This is a genomic window from Streptomyces sp. NPDC045470 (genome assembly GCF_040646595.1).
Taxonomy (GTDB): Bacteria; Actinomycetota; Actinomycetes; order Streptomycetales; family Streptomycetaceae; genus Streptomyces.
In genome coordinates, this window is record NZ_JBEZAN010000023.1 from 19,262 (window position 1) to 37,909 (window position 18,648).

The 18,648-nt window shown below is 74.8% G+C and carries 14 protein-coding genes; 6 read left to right on the plus strand and 8 right to left on the minus strand.

Annotated features, from left to right (window positions below):
• Positions 1 to 134 precede the first annotated feature (134 nt).
• The 6 genes from AB0A97_RS36380 to AB0A97_RS36405 all read left to right on the plus strand — a co-directional run bounded on the left by AB0A97_RS36380 (position 135) and on the right by AB0A97_RS36405 (position 12,537).
• Positions 135 to 3,326, plus strand: a complete 3,192-nt coding sequence (locus tag AB0A97_RS36380; protein WP_361158624.1) for an amino acid adenylation domain-containing protein — start codon at positions 135 to 137, stop codon at positions 3,324 to 3,326.
• Positions 3,323 to 4,483, plus strand: coding sequence for an acyl-CoA dehydrogenase family protein (locus AB0A97_RS36385; RefSeq protein WP_361158625.1), 1,161 nt, complete (start codon positions 3,323 to 3,325; stop codon positions 4,481 to 4,483). The genes AB0A97_RS36380 and AB0A97_RS36385 overlap by 4 nt, the downstream gene beginning before the upstream one ends.
• 89 nt (positions 4,484 to 4,572) lie before the next feature.
• Entirely contained in the window at positions 4,573 to 6,489 is a 1,917-nt protein-coding gene (locus AB0A97_RS36390; protein WP_361158627.1) for a non-ribosomal peptide synthetase, read from the plus strand.
• A gap of 1 nt (position 6,490) precedes the next feature.
• The gene (locus tag AB0A97_RS36395; RefSeq protein ID WP_361158630.1) at positions 6,491 to 8,455 is read left to right on the plus strand and encodes a non-ribosomal peptide synthetase; all 1,965 of its coding nucleotides are present in this window, start codon (positions 6,491 to 6,493) and stop codon (positions 8,453 to 8,455) included.
• On the plus strand, positions 8,452 to 11,439 hold the full coding sequence (locus AB0A97_RS36400) for a condensation domain-containing protein (RefSeq protein WP_361158633.1): 2,988 nt from the start codon (positions 8,452 to 8,454) through the stop codon (positions 11,437 to 11,439). The genes AB0A97_RS36395 and AB0A97_RS36400 overlap by 4 nt, the downstream gene beginning before the upstream one ends.
• Before the next feature lie 213 nt (positions 11,440 to 11,652).
• Positions 11,653 to 12,537: a peptidase gene (locus AB0A97_RS36405; protein WP_361158636.1), complete on the plus strand. Its 885-nt coding sequence runs from the start codon at positions 11,653 to 11,655 to the stop codon at positions 12,535 to 12,537.
• Positions 12,538 to 12,592: 55 nt separating this feature from the next.
• Here AB0A97_RS36405 and AB0A97_RS36410 read toward each other — a convergent pair whose 3' ends face one another.
• From AB0A97_RS36410 to AB0A97_RS36445, 8 genes are all read right to left on the minus strand, one after another.
• Complete coding sequence (locus tag AB0A97_RS36410; RefSeq protein WP_361158639.1) at positions 12,593 to 13,429, minus strand: urease accessory protein UreD; 837 nt, start codon at positions 13,427 to 13,429, stop codon at positions 12,593 to 12,595.
• A complete protein-coding gene (gene ureG / locus AB0A97_RS36415) occupies positions 13,426 to 14,127 on the minus strand; it encodes an urease accessory protein UreG (protein WP_361158642.1) in 702 nt (233 codons plus the stop codon). The genes AB0A97_RS36410 and ureG overlap by 4 nt, the downstream gene beginning before the upstream one ends.
• A gap of 127 nt (positions 14,128 to 14,254) precedes the next feature.
• Positions 14,255 to 14,929, minus strand: coding sequence for an urease accessory UreF family protein (locus AB0A97_RS36420; RefSeq protein ID WP_361158645.1), 675 nt, complete (start codon positions 14,927 to 14,929; stop codon positions 14,255 to 14,257).
• 43 nt (positions 14,930 to 14,972) lie between these two features.
• On the minus strand, positions 14,973 to 16,694 hold the full coding sequence (locus tag AB0A97_RS36425) for an urease subunit alpha (protein ID WP_361158648.1): 1,722 nt from the start codon (positions 16,692 to 16,694) through the stop codon (positions 14,973 to 14,975).
• Entirely contained in the window at positions 16,687 to 16,998 is a 312-nt protein-coding gene (locus AB0A97_RS36430) for an urease subunit beta (RefSeq protein ID WP_361158651.1), read from the minus strand. Before AB0A97_RS36430 ends, AB0A97_RS36425 begins: the two co-directional genes overlap by 8 nt.
• Before the next feature lie 17 nt (positions 16,999 to 17,015).
• Positions 17,016 to 17,318: an urease subunit gamma gene (locus AB0A97_RS36435; RefSeq protein WP_030017664.1), complete on the minus strand. Its 303-nt coding sequence runs from the start codon at positions 17,316 to 17,318 to the stop codon at positions 17,016 to 17,018.
• A gap of 363 nt (positions 17,319 to 17,681) precedes the next feature.
• The gene (locus AB0A97_RS36440; RefSeq protein ID WP_361158654.1) at positions 17,682 to 18,035 is read right to left on the minus strand and encodes a type II toxin-antitoxin system Phd/YefM family antitoxin; all 354 of its coding nucleotides are present in this window, start codon (positions 18,033 to 18,035) and stop codon (positions 17,682 to 17,684) included.
• 177 nt (positions 18,036 to 18,212) lie between these two features.
• The gene (locus AB0A97_RS36445; protein WP_361158657.1) at positions 18,213 to 18,515 is read right to left on the minus strand and encodes a hypothetical protein; all 303 of its coding nucleotides are present in this window, start codon (positions 18,513 to 18,515) and stop codon (positions 18,213 to 18,215) included.
• Positions 18,516 to 18,648 lie beyond the last annotated feature (133 nt).

The following is an 18,648-nucleotide window of genomic DNA, read 5'->3' on the forward strand; positions in this document are numbered from 1 at the left end:
GCACGCCAGGCCCCCGGCCCCCACCCAGGGCCGGCCCCGGCTCCGCGTACCGCACCACCCCACCCGCCCCCGCGTCCGACCGACAGCGGGCGCCGGGCCGTGCCCACCCTCATCCACCACCCGAAGGATGGACCATGTTCGGACTCTCACCGTCCCAGGACGTCGTCTGGCTGCACGAGCAGATGCTGCCGGGCAGCCGTGCCTACAACTTCACGGCGTCGATCGACCTCTGGGGCCGACTCGACGAGGCGGCCCTGCGCGCCGCGCTCGGCGCCGCGCTCGACCGGCACGCCGGCCTGCGCCTCGAACTCGTCGAGCGGCCGGGCGAGGTGCCCGAACAGCGGGTACGCGAACGATGTGCGCCACGGATACGCACCGTGGACCTCTCCCAGGAGGCCGACCCGGAGGCCGCGTTCCAGGAGTTGCTGCGGACCGAGGCCGAGACGCCGCTCGACACCACCGAGGCACCGCTGCTGCGCTGGTGCCTGGCCCGGCTGGGCGAGCGGCACCACCGTGTCGTGCACGTCGAACACCACTTGATCCACGACGGTCACTCCTTCGCGATCCTGCTGCACGACGTGTTCACCGTGTACCGGGGTCAGGTGCTGGGCGAGCCGGTGGAGCTGTCGGCGGCACGCTCGTACGAGGAGCACGCGCGCGCCGCGGCCGTCGCCGACCGGCAGGCGAGCCTGGCGCACTGGACGGGGGAGCTGTCGGACGCCACCTTCGACCTGCCGCTGCCCGGCCTCGCCCGGCCCGGTGCGCAGCGCCGCCACGCGGGCGGGCAACTGCGCCAGGCCATCGGTGCCGACCTGGCCGAGCGGCTGCGGGAGAGCAGCCGCGCCCAGGGGCACACGCCGTTCTCCACGCTGCTGAGCCTGTTCGCGGAGCTGTTGCGTCGGCACAGCGGACGGACCGACATCGTTGTCGGTACCGCGGTGGGCAACCGTCCGGTGGGCTTCGAGGGCACCGTCGGCATGTTCGTCAACACCATCCCGCTGCGCCTGCGGCCGGACCCGGCCGCCGCGGCGCTGGAGACCGTGGACGAGGTCACCGACACGCTGATCCGGGCCCTGCCGCACCAGGAGGTGCCGGTGCAGGAGCTGACGCGAGCGCTCGGCCGGCACACCTCCGGCGCGGACAACCCGCTGTTCAGCGTGATGTTCAGCGCGCACGACGCGGCGCTGCCGGAGATCGAGGTGCCGGAGCTGGAGGTGGCGCTGTACGAGGGCTTCAACACCGGCACCACGCGCTTCGACCTGGACCTGGTGCTGATGCCGGACGACCGGCGGACGGTCGGCCCGCGGCAGGGCGCCGCGGGGATGACGCTGGTGTGGGACTACGACCGTGACCTGTTCGGCGAGGACGTGGTCCGGCTCCTGTCGGAACGTTTCCTCGACGTACTGCGCGCCTATCTGGAGACCCCGGACGCACCGCTGGCCTCGCTGGGAGCCGCCGCGGTGACCGCGGACCGCGCCACCGGCCCGGAGGAGGCGGACGCCCTCGCGTCCCTCCCCACCGACGAGGTGCTCGACCCGGTCGCCCGCCAGGACGCCGCCCGCCCCGCCCTCGTCGGCGGCGCCCAGAGCCTGACGTACGGTCAGCTCGGCGCCCGGGTCGACGACCTGGCACGCCGGCTCCGCGCGGCCGGAGTGACAGCGGGCCGCCCGGTGGCCGCCGTCCTCCCGCGCGGTACGGACTCGGTCGTCACGCTGCTCGCCTGCCTGCGCACCGGCGCCGTGTACTGCCCCCTCTCCCCCAACGACCCGGCCACGCGCCTGACGACGCTGCTGGAGCGGCTGAACCCCGCGCTGGTGCTGGCCACCCGGGAGAGCGCGCTGTCCCTCCCGGCCGAAGGGCTGCCGGTGGCGCTGCTGGACGGCCCCGCGTTCCCGGAGGCGGCGGCCCCGGCCCAGGACCTGGGCCCGGACGCCTTCAAGGACGCCGCCTACGTGATCCACACCTCCGGCTCCACCGGCCTGCCCAAGCCGGTCGTGGTGAGCCGGGCCGCGCTGGCGCAGCACGCCCGCGCCACGGCGGACCGGTACGGCCTGACGGAACGGGACCGGGTGCTGCTCTTCGCCCAGCCCTCCTTCGACGTGGCGCTGGAAGAGGTGCTGCCGTCGCTGCTGGCCGGTGCCTGCCTGGTGCTGCCGCAACGCGAGGTGCCCACCCCGGACGAGCTGACCGCGGTCCTCGCGGCCCGTCGGGTCACCGTCGCCAACCTGCCGACCAGCTACTTCCTCGCCGTACGGCAGGAGCTGGGCGAGGCGCTGCGGGACGGCCGCTGGGCCCCGCGCACGATCGTCCTGGGCGGTGAGCGGCTGCCGGTCGGTGCGCTGCGCGAGCTGTTCGACGCCGTGGACGCCGCCGCCGGGTCGCCGTCGGTCGCCGTGCTCAACGCGTACGGCGTGACCGAGGCGGCGATCACCAGCACCGTGCACGAGGTGACCCGCGCGGACCTGCGGGACGGCGCCGAGGTGCCGCTCGGCGCGGAACTCCCGGGCACCCGGGTGCACGTGCTCGACGCCGGGCTGCGGCCGCTGCCCGCGGGCGCGGTCGGTGAACTGGCCGTCGCGGGCGCCGGGCTGGCCGACGGGTACTTCGGCAACGCGCGGGCCACCGCCGAGCGCTTCGTGACGCCTAACGCCCTGGGCGGCGAGCGGGTGTACCGCACCGGTGACCTCGGCTACCGGGACCTGACCGGGCGGCTCTGCTTCCTGGGACGCCGCGACAACCAGGTCAAGCTGCGGGGTTACCGCATCGAGCTGGAGGAGGTGGAGGCCGCCGCCTCCGCCGAGCTGGGCGGCCGGTCGTCCGCCGTCGTGCTCGACCCGGGCGGGCCCGCCGGGCCGCGGCTGATCGGCTTCCTGGAGTCCCGCGCCGGGGACGGTGCCGGCCCGGACGAGCAGGAACTGCACGCCGCGCTGTCCCGCCGGCTGCCCACCGCGCTCGTGCCGGCCCGCTGGATACGGCTGGACGCCATGCCGACGCTCCAGGGCGGCAAGCCCGACCGCGCGGCCCTGGCCCGCCGGGTGGCCGAGCTGCCGCCCGAGGAGGCGGCCGGGCACGCCGCGGCCGGGACGTCCGGCGAGCCCGCCGACCCGCAGGTGGCGCTGCTCGCCGAGGCCTGGCGCGAGGTGCTGGGCCACGACGACTTCACCCCGGCGTCGCACTTCTTCCAGATCGGCGGCCACTCCCTGCTGGCCGCGCAGCTCGCCGCCTGGCTGGAGCCCCGGCTCGGCAGCCGGCCGCCGCTGCGGCTGTTCTTCCAGAACCCGGTGCTGGCCGACCAGGCGCGTGCGGTGCGGGAGGTGGCGGCGTGAACAGCTACCCCTCGTCGGTCCTGGAGGCCGACCACCGGGAACTGACCGCCTCCTTCGAAGCGTTCATCCGCAAGGAGCTGGTGCCGCTGGCGGCGGACCTGCCGGAGGACGCCGACCTGCCCCCGGCCGAGCTGCGCGACTACGTACGCCGTCGCTCGGCGGCCCTCGGCTTCTACGCGGGTGACTATCCCGAGGAGCTGGGCGGCTCGGGTATGCCGTTCACCGCCGTGGTGCTGCTGCACCACGCGGCGGGCCGCAGCGGCTGCCCGCTGGCGCCGTACGCCCTCGCGGGTTCCGACGGTCCGAGTCCGCTGCTGCGGCACGGCACGAAGGAGCAGATCGAGCGCTATCTCAAGCCGCTGGTGCGCGGCGAGGCGGTGCGCTGTCTGGCGCTGACCGAACCGCACGCGGGCTCGGACGCGTTCCAGCTCACCACCACGGCCGTGCGGGACGAGGCGACCGGGGAGTGGGTCCTCAAGGGCCGCAAGACCTTCGTGAGCAACGCCGACCGGGCGGACTTCACCCTGGTCGTCGCCTCGGCCGGGGGTGAGCCGACGGCCTTCGTGGTGGAGGCGGGCAACCCGGGGCTGCGGATCGGGCAGCGGTACGACGGGATGTCGGGCGAGCCGCTGTACGAACTGCTGCTGGAGGACGCGCGGGTGCCGGCGGACGCGGTGATCGGCGGCCCCGACGGGGTCGGCCAGGCGCTCGGCAACGGCATGGACAGCCTGTCCCGGGGCCGCCTGGTGGTGGCCGCGATGTGCGACGGTATCGCCGAGTACGCGCTGGAGCAGGGCATCGCGTACGCCCGTGAACGGCGGGCCTTCGGCGAGCGCATCGGCGCGTACCAGCATGTGCAGGAGCACCTGGTGACCAGCCGCGCGGAGATCGAGGCGGCCAAGCTGCTGACGCTGGCCTGCGCGCGGCTGGTGGACGGCGGCACGGAGGCGCCGGAGAACGCCGCGCTGGCCAAGCTGACCTCGTCGGAGACGGCGGTGCGGGTGGTGGACCGGGCCCTTCAGGTGCACGGCGCCACGGGGTGGGTGCGCGGGCATCCGCTGGAGTTCCTGTACCGCTATGTCCGGATGATGACGATCATCGAGGGAACCTCGGAGATCCAGAAGGTGATCGTCGCCCGGTCCATGGGTCTCGGCTGAGCCGTCCGCCCTCCGGGGCCCGGGGGCCGGACCACCGCCCCCGGCCCCGCCCCTTACGAATGCGTGAACTCGCGAACCGCAGAGGAATCATGAGTATTTCAGTCCACGAGCGTCCCGGCAGCAGTGCGCAGGACGACCGGCTCAGCATCGCGTACGGCAGCACGCCGACCGCCGCGTCGGAGGCCGCCGACCGGTCCGACATCCTCGCCCGGTACGAGCACTGGGTGCGCAGCACCCCCGACGCGCCCGCCGTCGAGGACGGCGAACTGTCCTGGAGCTACGCCGAGGTGGACTCCCTGGCGCACGTCGTGGCCGAGTCGCTGCGCGGCCGGGTGTCCCCCGGTGACCTGGTCGGCGTGTGCCTCGACCGCTCCGCCGCGCTGGTCGCGGTGGCGGTCGGGCTCGCCCGGCTCGGCGCCGTCTACCTGCCGCTGGGGCCGCGCCCCGGCGAGCACCGGCTGACGGCGGTGACCGAGCGCCTGGGCGTGGCCTGCCTCGTCGGCGACCCCGCGCTGCTGCCCGCGGCGTACCGTACGGGTACCGGGACGAGCGCCGTGTCCCTGCCGCTGCCCGCCGCGGGCGCCAACGCGGCCGGCAGCGTCGTGGCCGCGTTCCGCGCCGGGCCCGCCACCGCCACCGCGCCGACCGCTCCGCCCGGTACCTTCTACGCCGTACTCACGTCGGGCTCCACCGGCACCCCCAAGGCCGTCGCGGTGGGCCGCTCGTCGCTCGGCTCGCTGCTGGACTGGTACCACGCGTACACCGGGGCCCGGCCCGGGGACCGGCACAGCCTGCTGATCGGTGTCTCCTTCGACCCGCACCTCAAGGAGCTGTGGGCGGCGCTCACTTCCGGTGGCACGCTGAGCGTGCCGCCCGAGGAGGTGCGCTGGGACCCGGACGCCCTCACCGGCTGGTGGCGGCGGGCCAAGGTGTCCGTCGCCATTCTGCCCACGCCGCTCGCCGAGACCGTCCTCGAACGGCCCTGGCCCGCCCTTCCGGACCTGCGCCACCTGGTGGTGGGCGGCGACCGGCTGCGCCGCCGTCCCGCGCCGCAGGTCACGGCCCGGGTGCACAACGCGTACGGCCCCGCCGAGGCCACCGTCGTCACCACGGTGCACCATGTCGAGGCGGACGGCGGCGACACCGCTCCCCCGCCGATCGGCACGCCCGTCGACGGCGCCGTCGTCTGCGTCACCGACGAGGCGGGCCGGGTGGTCCCGCGCGGCGAGGCCGGGGAACTGCGCGTCGGCGGCGACGTGCTGTCCCTCGGCTACCTGGACGCGGACCTGACGGCGGCCCGTTTCGTGGCTCCGCCGGACGGTGTCACCGGGACCGCAAGGGTCTACCGCACCGGCGACCGGGTACGGATGCGGCCCGACGGGGTGCTGGACTTTCTCGGGCGGCTGGACGACCAGGTCAAGGTGAGCGGCGTCCGCGTCGAACTCGCCGAGGTGGAGGCCGCGTTCGAGCACCACCCGGGCGTACGGCGGTCGGCGGTCGCCGTTCGGACCGCCGCGGGTGAAGTCACCCGGCTCGTCGCCTTCGTCCTGCCCGTCCCCGGTGAGCCGGTGCCCGCTGCGGACGAGCTGATCCGCGAAGCCCGCGGCTGGCTGCCCGAACAGGCCGTACCGGCCGTCGTACGGTTCCTCGACAGCTTCCCGCTGGACGCCAACGGCAAAGTCGACCGGGCCGCGCTCCTGGCGGCCGAAGAGGCGGCGGCCGGCGGCGCCACGGCCCCGGAGGGCGACGGCGCACCGCAGTCGCCGACCGAGGAACTGGTCCTGCGGCTCTGCCGCGACCTGCTCGGCAGCCGGACCCTCGGCACCGGCGACAACTTCGCCGCGGCCGGCGGCAACTCCCTGTCCACCGCCCGGCTGCTCACCGGCATCGAGGAGCACTGCGGCGTCCGGCTGCGGGCGCCCGAAGTGCTGCGGCAGCCCGACCTGCGGGCGCTGGCGGCCCTGGTGGACACCCGGCGCGCCGCCGCCGACCTGGCGGGGGTGTGAGATGACCGCCCTCACGACCGGCCTGCCCGGACGCGTCGCGCACTTCGCCCGCACCACCCCCGACGCGCTCGCCGTGACCGACGGCGAAACGTTTCTGACGTACGCGGAACTCGCCGCGGCGGCCGGCGGCTTCGCCCGGGTGCTGCGGGACCGGGGCGTGCGCCCCGGTGCCGCCGTCGGCGTCCTGCTGCCGCACTCGGTGCCCACCGTGGTCACCCAGCTCGCCGTCTGGTGGGCGGGCGGGCACTACGTACCGCTGGACGCCGACTATCCCGCGCCGCGCATCGCGACGATGCTGGAGACGGCCGGAGCGGTGCTGACGGTCGGTGACAAGGACCTGGTGGAGGCGGCGGGCATCCCCGGTGACCGGGCGCTGCCGCCACCCGCCCGCGCGGCGGAGCACACCGGGGACGGCACACCAGCGCCCGCCGAGGGGACCTACGACCCGGACGCCGTCGCCTACGTCATGTTCACCTCCGGCTCGACCGGGCAGCCCAAGGGGGTGGCCGTCACCCACCAGGGCATCGCGGGCCTGGCGCACCGGCCGGAGTACGTGACCCTCACGCCCCGCGACCGGGTGCTGTTCCACTCCCCCGTCACGTTCGACGCCGCCGCCTTCGAGGTGTGGGCCGCGCTGGCCAACGGCGCCGCGGTCGCGGTGTCCACCGCCGACCGGCTCTCGCCGACCGGGCTGGCGCGGGACGCGGAGCGCCTCGGCGCGACCGTCACCGTGCTGACCACCGCGCTCTTCCACCACCTGGCCGCCCGGCGGTCCCCGCTCTTCGGGGTGCTGCGCGGCGTGCTGGTGGGCGGCGAGGCGCTGTCCGCGCAGCACGCGCGCTCCGTGCTGCGCGCCCACCCCTGGCTGGAACTGGTCAACGGCTACGGACCGACCGAGGCGACCACCTTCGCCACCGCGCACCGTGTGACGGACGCCGACTGCGACGCCCCGCCGCCCATCGGCCGCCCGATCGCCGGGACGACCGCGTACGTCATGGACGAGCACGGTGCGCCGGTGGCGCCGGGCGTGCGCGGCGAGCTGTGGCTCGGCGGCCCCCGGCTGGCACTCGGCTACGTCGGACAGCCGGAGCGTACGGCGGAACGCTTCGTCGGCCACCCGACGGCCGGCCGGCTCTACCGCACCGGCGACGTGGTCTCGGCGCGCCCCGACGGCACGCTGGACTTCCACGGCCGGACCGACGACCAGATCAAGGTCCGCGGCTTCCGGATCGAGCCGGGCGAGATCGAGCACGCGCTGCGTGAGCACACCGAGGTCGCCGACGCGGCCGTGGTCGTCCAGCGTCCGGCCCCGGACGACGCGCGGCTGGTGGCCTTCGTCGTACAGGAGGACGGCGAGGACGGTGCGGCCGCCGGAGCGGCGGCGCTGCGCGCCCACCTGGAGGGCCGTCTGCCGTCCTACCTCGTACCCAACGCGTGGGCGTTCGTGGACGCGCTCCCGATGACCGGTGTCGGCAAGGTGGACCGGCGGGCGCTGGCCGAACAGGTGGTGGAGGGGGGCGGGGCCGGTCCGGTGGGCGGCATCGGCACCGGTGCGGTGAACGGTTCCGCGACCGGCCCGGACGGCGGCCCCCAGGCCGCTCGGGACGGCGGGCCCGAGCCCGCTCCGGACGGCGGCCCCCAGGCCGCTCGGGACAGCGGGCCCGGCCATCTCTCGCCCCTCCAGCAGGTCGTCGCCGACCTGTGGAGCCAGGCCCTGGGCCACCCGGTGGACGACCCCGAGGCGGACTTCATCGCGCTCGGCGGGCACTCGCTGCTGGCGCTGTGCGTCGTGGAGGACCTTCGCGAGGACCTCGGCGTGGAGATGTCGCTCGCCGACTTCTTCGCCGCCCCCACCGTCGCCGCCCAGGCGGCACACGTCGAGCGGGCCCTGCTGCATCTGCACGAGGGTCCGGGCGCGCCCGGCGACGAACCGGCCACCTCAACCGCTCTGGAGGATCTGCGATGACCACCGCTCCGGACACTGCCCGCGAGGCGGCGCTGCTGCGGATCGCCCGGCAACGGCAGGCCGCCAAGCGCGGAAGCACGCCCCGTGCGGCCGCCGTCGGCGCGAAGACCACGGAAGGTCCGGCACCGCTCTCCGCGGCTCAGCGCCGCATGTGGCTGATGGACCGTCTCGGCGGCAGCGGCGCCGCGTACCACGTACCGTTCGCGACCCGGGTGCGCGGGCCGTTCGACCCGCAGGCGCTGGGCCGGGCGCTGACCGCCCTCGTACGCCGTCATGCGGTGCTGCGTACGCGGTACGGGCAACGTGACGGCGAGCCCTACCAGGAGGCGCTGGACGCTGTGCCGGTGCCGGTCGAGGTGGTGTCCGCGGACGGTGACGTGGACGTGGCGGAACTGCTGCGGGAGGCCGCGGCACGGCCCTTCGACCTGGCGAGCGGCCCGGTGCTGCGCGCACTGGCCGTACGGCATGCCGCCGAGGACCACACCGTGCTGCTGACGCTGCATCACATCGCCGTCGACGGCGGCTCACTGGCCATCGTCGCGCGCGAGCTGGGCGCGCTGTACGGGGCGGCGCGCGACGGTGACGACGCACTGACCGGGGAGTTGCCCGGAGCGCTCGCCTCCCCTGCGCCGCAGTACGCGGACTACGCGCGCCATGAGCACGCCGCCGTGGACGCCTTGGAGAACGGTCTGGAATTCTGGCTCGGGCGCCTCGCGGGCGCCCGGCCGGTACCGCTGCCCGCCCCGGCCGCGGACTCCGGCGCCCCGGCCCGGCGCGGACAGGCCGCACTGCTCGCCGAGCCGCTGCCGCCCGCCGTCCTCGAAGGGCTGCGCGCGGTGGGCCGGGAACACCGGAGCACCCTGTTCACCGTCGTCCTGGCCGCCGCGTACGCCGCCCTGCTGGAGCGGACGGGCCGGACGGACCTGGTGCTCGGCTGCGCGGGCAGCCACCGTGACCGCGCGGAGATCCGGGAGCTGGTCGGCCTGTGCGTGAACACCCTGCCCGTCCGGGTGGACGCGCGGAGCACGGGCACCTTCGGCGCTCTGCTGGACCGGGTACGGGACGCGCTGCTGGAGGCGCAGCAGCACCGGGACGTGCCGTTCGACCTGATCGTCGAGCGGCTGGGAGCTGCGGCCCGTGGGGCGGACGGCCAACCCCTGGTGGACGTCACGGCCGACGTGCTGCGGGCGCCCGCCGCCCTGGACCTGCCCGGGCTGGTGAGCGAACCGGTCGAGGTCGATCTGGGGACGGCCAAGTTCGGTCTCGGCTTCTACGTGGAGGAGGACCGGAGCGACGGCGCGCCGCCGCGCTGCCTGGTGCAGTACGACCGGGCGCGGCTCGACGAGCGGACGGCTCGGCAGTTGCTGCGCGGCTTCGCCGACCTGCTGGCGGCGGTGGCCGCCGACCCCGGCCGTCCGCTGACCCGGCCGCAGTCCGGAACCGGCGCACCGGACGGTGCGGAGCCGGTCCACCCGGCAGAACGGTTCCTCCGCGACCGACCGGAAGTGGCGGAAGCCTTTCTGCTGGAGATCGACGGCCGGTCGCCCCTCGCGTACGTCGTGCCGAGCCGCACGGGCTCCCTCGACCCCATGGGCCTGCGGGCCGCGTTGCGTACGCGGTTGGCGACCGAGCTGGTCCCGGCCGCGGTGACGGTCCTGGACGTACTGCCGCGTACGGCCGACGGTGCCGTGGACCGCGGCCGCCTGCCGGGCGCACCGGCGACGGCCGCGCCCGCAGACACCGTGGGGGCACGCGGGCAGGCCGTACTGGACGCTTTCACCGAGCAGTTGGGCCGGCGGCCCGCACTGGACGACGACTTCTTCCTGCTCGGCGGACACTCGCTGCTGGCGGTACAACTGGCCGACCGGCTGCGCGAACGGCTGGGCCTGCCGCTGACCGGCCTGGACGTGATGGAGCACCGCAGCCCGCGCGCCATCGCCGCCCTGCTGGACGGGCGGGGCGAGGAGCGCGCGGCGGCACTGGCCGCCGTCCGGAGCGCGGCCCGGCCCGCGGGCGCGGCCCCCGGCGGCTCCCGCCCCTCTGCGGCGCGCACCGGAACGGTCCTGGTCACCGGTGCCACCGGCGGCGTGGGCGCCTTCGTCCTGCGGGAGCTGGCGGCACGCGGTCGTCCCGTGAGGGCGCTGGTACGGCCCGAATCGGCGCACCTGCTCGCGGCGGACGGCGTCGAGGTGTGCGAAGGGGACCTCGGCGACCCGGACAGCCTGCGGCCGGCGGCCGCCGGTGCGGACGCGGTGATCCATGCCGCCTGCACCTTCACCTCCCCCGAGGTGGACCTCGCGGCCATGCGCGCCGCGCTGGACGGGTGGCGGCGGGGCACCTTCGTCTTCGTCAGCAGCGTGGACGCGTACGGGCAGCCGCCGGTCACCGAGGTGACCGAGGAGACCGCGCCGGCCGGGCCGTTCACCGCGTACGGCCGGGCCAAGCTCGACTGCGAACGGATGCTGCTGGCGGCCGCCGGGAGCGGCGGGCGGGGCGCGGCCGGTGTGGTGCGGGTGCCCATCGTGTGGGGTCCGCACGCCAGGCTGCGCGACCAGTTGCGCTGGGGCGCCACCGGCCAGTTCTTCCAGGCCGCGCGGAACGGCGAGCCGATCGAGCTGCCCGCGCGGGAGCGCGGCTGGTACGGCGCGCCCTGGGTGCACGGCGCGGCGCTGGCCCGTGCGCTGGTCAGCTGCGTGGAACGGCCGACCGGCGGCGTGGTGAACGCGGTCGGCGGCCACGTCGACTGGCGTGACTTCGCCGCCGAGCTGATCCGGCTGCTCGGCAGCTCCAGCGAGATCCACGGCACCCACGCGGGTCCGGGCGCGGACACCGCGACGGAGAACGGAACCGGCGAGGCGGCCGGGCCGGACTTCCTGCTGCACCACCGCCGCCGCTACCGTCCCGCCCGAGCTTTTGCGGACGAACTGACGGAGCGTCCGGGCGAGGACTGGCGGTCGGTGCTCGCCGCGATGCTGGAGGCCTGACAGGCCGGCGGGGCTGTCGGGGCTGGTGGGCTGACGGGTTGTCGGGAGGGCGGGCTTTCCCCGCTTTTCACAGATTCCTGTCTCCCCGACGGCACCGATGCCGTGCATCGGCCGTCTTCTCGGGTGCGGCGCTGCTCTCTCCCCCAGGAGCAGCGCCGTGCCCTTCCCGGACAGCACCGTCCGCGCCCGCCCCACCTGAGGAGATACCGTCCTATGCGCGTGGCTCCGGCCCTCCCCCGTACGCTCGCCGCCCTGGCCCTGGCCGTAGCCCCGGCCCTCGGTACGGCGCTCCCCGCGACGGCCGCCACACCCGACGTCACCGACACGGTCACCTACACGGCGCAGGAACGCCGGGCGGCCCTGGCCCACTGGACCCCGGCCCGTATGAAGGAGGTCGGCAGCGCCGTCGGTCTCGGGCCGACCGGCCCACTGACCGAGAAGTGGGCCGGCGCGCCGGTGAGGACCGTCGGCCGGCTCTTCTTCGTCAACCAGAAGGGCGACGACACGTACTGCACCGCCACCGCCGTCAGGAGCGGCAACCACTCGGTGGTCATGGCCGCCGGCCACTGCGCGCGGCTGCCCGCCTCCCCCGACAACACCTACACCGACCTGGTGTTCGTCCCGGGGTACGACCAGGGAGCCCGCCCGTACGGCGTCTTCCCGGTACGTGCCTCCGTCACCCCGCACTCATGGGCACAGGACGGGGAGAACGACATCGCCGCGTTCACCGTGGACCCGGTGGGCGGACGTTCGCTCACCGACACGGTCGGCGGCCAGCCGGTGGCCTTCGGCCGTCCGGCGGGCGGCCGGATCACCGCGTTCGGCTACCCGGCCACCCGTCCGCAGCGCGGCGAGGAACTGCTGTACTGCGCGGGCCCCTCGAAGGCCGCGCCGCGACAGGAACTGAGCATCCCCTGTGACATGAGCGGCGGTGCCAGCGGCGGTCCCTGGCTCGCGGACTTCGACCCGCGCACCGGCCTGGGCACGCTCGTCTCGGTCAACAGCCACGGCGACGCGCTGGACCACAGCACCACGCTGTACGGACCCGTCCTCGGCGTCACCGCGCAGCAGGTCCACGACCGGGCCCAGCACGCCTGACACCACGACGGGCCTGCCGGGCACCTCACTCCGAAGCCGCCAGGCGGGCCGCTCCTCACGGAGCCGTACCCGCCGCGTCCAGGAGGCGCCGCACCCGCAACGCATCCGGTGCGACAGCGGTCGTCAGGGCGGCGGGCCCGGCCAGCGGGCTGCGAACGCCCTGCCCTTCCCCGGGCCCCGTGCCGAGCAGCAGCACCTCGGCCGGCCGGTCGTCGTACGCCGGGTCCACGACGAGGAGCTGGCCCGTGGCCCGGTTGCCGCCGAGGACCGCGGCGGTGTCCCAGCCCGGGGCGCCGGGCCCGTACGCCGTCTCCTGGTCGAGCAGCGTACGCCCGGCGCGGCGGACCGTGAGGCGGCTGCTCAGCCGTCCGGTCCGTTCCCCGCTGCGCCCCAGCACCTGCTCCTCCCGCAGCACGAGCCGCGCGGTCGGCGCGAGATGCACGGTCGTCGTCATCCGCAGGTCGCTGCCCTCGGCGGAGATGAGCGGTTCGGGCAGCCACTCCAGCCGGGCCCCTTCGCCGACGGTCAGCTCCACGTCGTACGTGGCGTGTCCGCCGGTACGGCCCGGCAGCGCGACGGTCGCCGCGGCCGCCGTGACGCACAGGTCGGCGCCGTCCTCGGCGGTCGCCTCGATGCGCAGCCGGTCACCGCCGAGCGGGGCGCTCATGGCGCCGACGACGCACACCCGGGCCTGCTTCCCGTGCGCGCGGACGCGGCGCAGCGCGAGCGGCCCCTCGCCGTCCAGTACGGGCAGGCGGGTCGTGCCGTCCGTGCCGGTCCGCGCGGTGACGCGGGCCGTGGCGCGCAGACCGTGCGCCGCCGGAGCGGGGTCGGGCACGCGGAGCGGCCCGGGGTCCAGGGGCCGGGTCCGCTCGGGAGGCGCGAGGGTCATGCGGGGCCCGCGGTCCAGTCGGCCAGGCGCGCGCGGACCCAGTCCGTCACCGGCTTGACGCCGTTCTCGCCCTTGAGCGAGGTGAAGGTGACGGGCAGGTCGCCGCGTTGGGCCTTGGCGTCACGGGCCATGCCCTCCAGGTCGACGCCGACGTACGGGGCGAGGTCGGTCTTGTTGATCACGAGGAGGTCGGCGGTGGTGACCCCCGGGCCGCCCTTGCGGGGGATGTCGTCGCCGCCCGCCACGTCGATGACGAAGATCTGGGCGTCCACCAGGCCCTTGGAGAAGGTGGCGGTGAGGTTGTCGCCGCCGGACTCCACCAGGATCAGGTCCAGCGGACCGACCGCGTCCTCCAGGTCCTCGACGGCTTCGAGGTTGGCGGAGATGTCGTCGCGGATGGCGGTGTGCGGGCAGGCACCGGTCTCCACGGCCGTGATGCGCTCGGCCGGCAGCACCGCCTCGCGCAGCAGGAACTCGGCGTCCTCGCGGGTGTAGATGTCGTTGGTCACCACCGCCAGGGACAGCTCGTCGCGCAGCGCGCGGCACAGCGCGGCGACGGTGGCGGTCTTGCCGGTGCCCACCGGACCGCCCAGTCCGATCCGCAGCGCACGCCGGGTGCCGTCGGGACGCTCGGGGGACGCGGCGCTGTAGCTGTGCCGGTGCGGGAAGCGTTCGTCGAGGTCGTGGTCGAGATGCATGTCGGCTCCGTGAATCGTTTCGGTACGGGTTGAGCGGGACGAGTGGCGGGAGGACGAGCGGTGGGGCGACGGGGGCGGGCGTTACGAGGGACGGGGTTACGTGGTGCGGGAGTTACGAGGGGCAGGGTTACGAGGCGAAGAGCCGTACCGGCCACGCCGCGTGCTGCTCGGCGGTGATGTCGAGCAGCGGCGCGGACGCCGCCGGGAGTACACCGGTGCCGTCCAGGGGCACCCGGCGTGCTGCTTCGACGGCCCGTTCGGCGACCTGGTCGAGCGGCGCCGCCAGCCGGGCCAGGACCGCCGTCGCGTCGAACGGGTCCAGACTCAGCAGCCGTACGGCGGCGGTGGCCGGGCCGCTGACGTTCTCGTAGGCGGCGGCACCGGCCGCGTCCAGCGGGTCCAGCCCGGCCGACCGGGCCGCCAGCCCCAGCACCACGGGCTGGTGCGCGCCGCGCGGCCGGGCGGCCGCCAGCGCGTCCAGCTCGGCCGAGGGCCAGGTGGCCCGGGCCGCCCGCATCATCTGCCGCCCGAGCCGGCGCGCCGTGTTCCGCAACGCCGGTACGGGCGTGCGGGCGTCGGCCGCCTCGTCCAGCGCGAGCGGGTCGCACCCGGCCGCCGCGGCGGCGGCCAGCGCGGCCGCGACCAGCCCCGCGGTGTGCAGCCGGCCGCGGCAGAACGCCTCCAGACCCGCCGCGTCCCGGATGCGCCCCGCCTCGACGGCCGCCTCGGCACCGCCGGAGTGCGCGTGCCCGCCGGCCGGGAACCGGCCGTCCGCCAGGACCAGCAGCGCCGCCCTGCTCATCGCCGTACCTCCTGCTCCGGCCGTTCGCTCATGCCCGGCCCGCTCAGAAGAGGAAGTAACGCTGGGCCATGGGCAGTTCGGCGGCCGGAGCGGGCTCGACCACGTCGCCGTCGATGGTGACCGTGAAGGTGTCGGGATCGACGTGGACGCGGGGCAGCGCGTCGTTGTTGCGCATGTCCGCCTTGGTCACGCCGCGGGTGCTGCGGATGGCCCGGAAGGTCTTCGTCAGCCCGAGCCGTTCCGGCAGCCCGTCCGCGACGGCCTGCTCGGACACGAAGTTGACGGAGTTGCTGCCCGGTGCCCTGCCGATGGCCCCGAACATCGGGCGGGGCAGCACCGGCTGCGGGGTGGGGATGGAGGCGTTGGCGTCGCCCATCTGCGCGTACGCGATCTGGCCGCCCTTGAGGACGAGCTGCGGCTTGACGCCGAAGAACGCCGGGTCCCACAGCACCAGGTCGGCCAGCTTGCCCTCCTCGACCGAGCCGACCTCGTGGTCGATGCCCTGGGCGACGGCCGGGTTGATGGTGTACTTGGCGACGTAACGGCGGGCCCGGGCGTTGTCCGCGAGCAGGTCGCCGGGCAGGGCGCCGCGCCGCTTCTTCATCACGTGCGCGGTCTGCCAGGTCCGCAGGACGACCTCGCCGATGCGGCCCATCGCCTGGGCGTCGGACGACATGATCGAGATGGCGCCGAGGTCGTGCAGGATGTCCTCGGCCGCGATGGTGGAGGGCCGGATACGGGACTCGGCGAACGCCAGGTCCTCGGGCACGGCCGGGTTGAGGTGGTGGCAGACCATCAGCATGTCGAGGTGTTCCTCGACGGTGTTGACGGTGTGCGGCCGCGTCGGGTTGGTGGAGGCGGGCAGTACGTTCGGCTCGGAGACCATGGCGATCATGTCGGGCGCGTGCCCGCCGCCGGCCCCCTCCACGTGGTACGCGTGGATGCCGCGGCCCCCGATGGCGGCCAGGGTGTCCTGGAGGAAGCCGGCCTCGTTCAGGGTGTCGGTGTGGATGGCCAGTTGCGCGCCGCTCTCCTCGCAGACGCGCAGACAGGCGTCGAGCACGGCGGGGGTGGCGCCCCAGTCCTCGTGGATCTTGAAGCCGAGGACGCCCGCGCGCAGTTGGTCGCGCATCGAGGCGGCGGACATGGTGTTGCCCTTGCCCAGCAGCCCCACGTTGACGGGCAGCCCGTCCATCGACTCGAACATCCGGGCCACGTGCCAGGCACCCGGCGTGACGGTGGTGGCCTTGCTGCCCTCGGCCGGGCCCGTCCCGCCGCCGACCAGGGTGGTCACGCCGGAGGCGAGGGCCTCGTCCACCTGCTGGGGGCAGATGAAGTGCACATGGGTGTCGATGGCACCGGCGGTGAGGATCTTGCCGTTGCCCGCGATGACCTCGGTCTCCGGGCCGATCACCAGATCGGGGTGGACGCCGTCCATGGTGTCGGGGTTGCCGGCCTTGCCCAGCGCGGTGATCCGGCCGTCCCGTATACCGACGTCCGTCTTGACCACGCCCCAGTGGTCCAGGACGACCGCGCCGGTGATCACGGTGTCGGGCGCGCCCTCGGCGCGGGTGGCGCGGGACTGGCCCATCGATTCGCGGATCACCTTGCCGCCGCCGAAGACCGCCTCGTCACCGGCCCGGCCGGGGCCGCCCGCCCGGTCCTCGGTGATCTCTACGAGGAGGTCGGTGTCGGCCAGCCGCACCCGGTCGCCCACGGTCGGGCCGTACAGGTCGGTGTAGGCGGGGCGGGTCAGGTCAGCCATCGAGCGAGCCTCCGGTCTCGCCGCGCAGGCCCGCGACGATCCGCTTGCCCCCGACGGGGACGAGTTCGACCTCGGTGGGGATGCCGGGCTCGAAGCGCACGGCGGAGCCGGCGGGAACGTTCAGCCGCTTGCCGTGCGCGGCCGCACGGTCGAAGTCGAGGCCCGGGTTGGCCTCGGCGAAGTGATAGTGGGAGCCGACCTGGACGGGGCGGTCGGCGGCGTTCAGGACGGTCAGCCGGGTGACGGGGAGCCCGGGGTTCAGGCGTACCGGGTCGTCGGCGTGCAGGATCTGGCCGGGAATCATGGTCGTTGCCCCCGTGCTCAGTTGATGGGCTCGTGGACGGTGACCAGCTTGGTGCCGTCGGGGAAGGTGGCCTCGACCTGTACGTCGTGGATCATCTCCGGGACGCCCTCCATGACCTCTTCCCTGGTGAGCACCTTGCGCCCGGTCGACATCAGCTCGGCGACCGTACGGCCGTCCCGCGCGCCTTCGAGGATGTGGACGGTCAGCAGCGCGACGGCCTCCGGGTGGTTGAGCCGTACCCCGCGGGAGCGCCGTTTCTCGGCCACGTCGGCCGCCACGTGGATCATCAGGCGTTCCTGCTCGTGCGGGGTCAGTTGCATACCTTCACCTCACCGTCTTCGAGCTGGGCGCATCCGCCCAGGTCACGGGTGGCGATACACCCGCAAAAGCAGATGTATCACACAGTAATTAAAGGCGGAGCAAACTGCTCTCCAGCTCCGCTCCATCAATGACCCGTCGGCCGCAGGTTAGTTCGGCGCCGTTTCACCGGCGTTAACGCGGCGGGTCGGCCGCGGAACTTCAACAGATGGACCCCGCGGGCACCGCAGGGCGGGCCCGCCCGTACCGCACGATCCTCATGTTCATGTCAAAAAAGAAGGGCCGCCGCCCCCGGCCGGCCGCCCCCGTCCACCCGGCAGCGGGCAACAGCGGCCGACCCGCGCAGAGCTGTCAGCGCCGCACGGTCAGCGCTCCGTGGCGCCTGGGCCGCCGCGCTCGCCCACCATGCCGTGCCCGCCGGCCGCCCCGTGCTCGCCCGCCGTACCACGGTGTTCCGCCGCGATGCCGAAGCGGCCCCACTCACCGGACGGGGCCGGGAACGGCCGTACCGAGGAGACCGTACTGATCACCTGCTCCTCCGCCGCGGCCTCCTCCGCCTCCCGGCACGCGTCGAGGCGCTCCAGGTCGGCGGCGGACACCAGCCCCACCAGCGGCTTGCCGTGGCGCGTGACGACCACCCGCTCGCCGCCGTAGACGACGCGGTTGATCAGGTCCGCCAACTCCGCCCGGGCCTGCGTCACCGGAATCTCATAAGCCATGGTCCTAGCTTAGGTCGCGTCCACGACATCCCGGCCAGGGCCGCGACCGGCCGGACGCGATGGGCGCCCCTGGCGCACGGGGCCGACGCCCCTGCGCCCGACGGCCCGGCGCAGACCCGCCCCCACGCACAGCGATGGCCCGGCAGCACGCCGGGCCATCGCTGCACTCCGGGACGCTCAGGTGGTGGTGTGGTCGGTGGGTTCGCGGCTGCCGCACTTGGCCAGGCCGCGACTGATCATGTATCCGATGGTCAGCAGCGTGACATAGAGCCACGCCTGATCGGCGGGGAAGACATCCACGCCGGTGTCGCCGCCGCCGACGACGGCGGAGGCGACCAGGACCGCCACGACGGCGGCGACGTAGACGAAGAACTCGGTGCTCTTGAACGCGGGCTTGGTCTCCGCGCTCGTGTGCCGCTCGGCGCCGGCCGCCCGGGAGCGGCCGGATTCCGGATATCCGGCGGATGAAGCGGTAGCCATCGCGTCCTCCTGGACTCGATTCGGCCCGAGGAGCTCGGGTCCGCCCGGCGGGTACCCGGGCGCTCCGGGGCGGAACGGCGCTTTCCGTACGGGCGGATTCCGCAAGGGCCCCTTTGGCCAGGGACCCGCGCGC